The 701-nt window shown below is 44.1% G+C and carries 1 pseudogene; it reads right to left on the bottom strand.

Annotation, left to right across the window (positions count from 1 at the left end):
- Window positions 1-128: 128 nt before the first annotated feature.
- A pseudogene (locus EK369_RS22940) lies at window positions 129-701 on the bottom strand (hypothetical protein); the annotation flags it as partial.

Raw genomic sequence — 701 nt, 5'->3', positions numbered from 1 at the left:
GAAGTTTATTTTTGAGTTAAAAAGCTTAAATTTTAATGAAAGACGGAGTATGCAATGGTACATGTTCGTTTAAATAATGAAGTTTAAACTAAATGGACAATGAAATAAAAAAAAGTCTTAGATGGTAATTAGTAGTGTTTCAAGGACGATCCAAAGCTGCCTCCGAAGTCATGTCCTCCAGAGAATCCTCCACCGAGGGAAGATCCGAAAGAGGAACCAAATGAAGATCCATGGTCATCACCTTTGATAATGACTGGATATGGCTTCTTAACGATGTTGATTTCAGGTATATGGACTGGTACAGGCTTGTGAACAGGGACGGCTATTGGTTTAGGTACTTTAACTGGAACGGGATGAGGAACTGGTACTTTGACGGGATAGCTTACTGGTACAGGCACTTTCTTCTCAACGTAGACTGGATAAGGTTTGTCGACATGAACTGGATAAGGTTCAGCTACTTTCACTGGATAAGGTTTGTCTACTGGAAAGGCTACGGGGTGAGGTACTGGCACTGGGACGTTTCTTTCGACTGGTACTGGTACTGGAACTGAGTGAGGAATTCCTACTCTGTTGGTAATTGTAAGATGGGTATGTACAGATGAGCCCAAATCGATGGCACCGCCGGCACCAGCACCACCTCCAAAACCGCCTCCAAGACCTCCTCCTTTTTTTATGCCACGGCCTCCACCGAGACCTCCACC

This window comes from Shimia sediminis, assembly GCF_003990645.1.
Taxonomy (GTDB): Bacteria; Pseudomonadota; Alphaproteobacteria; order Rhodobacterales; family Rhodobacteraceae; genus Shimia; species Shimia sediminis.
Note: the sequence above shows the minus strand (reverse complement) of the source record. Positions and strands in the feature narration are given on the sequence as shown.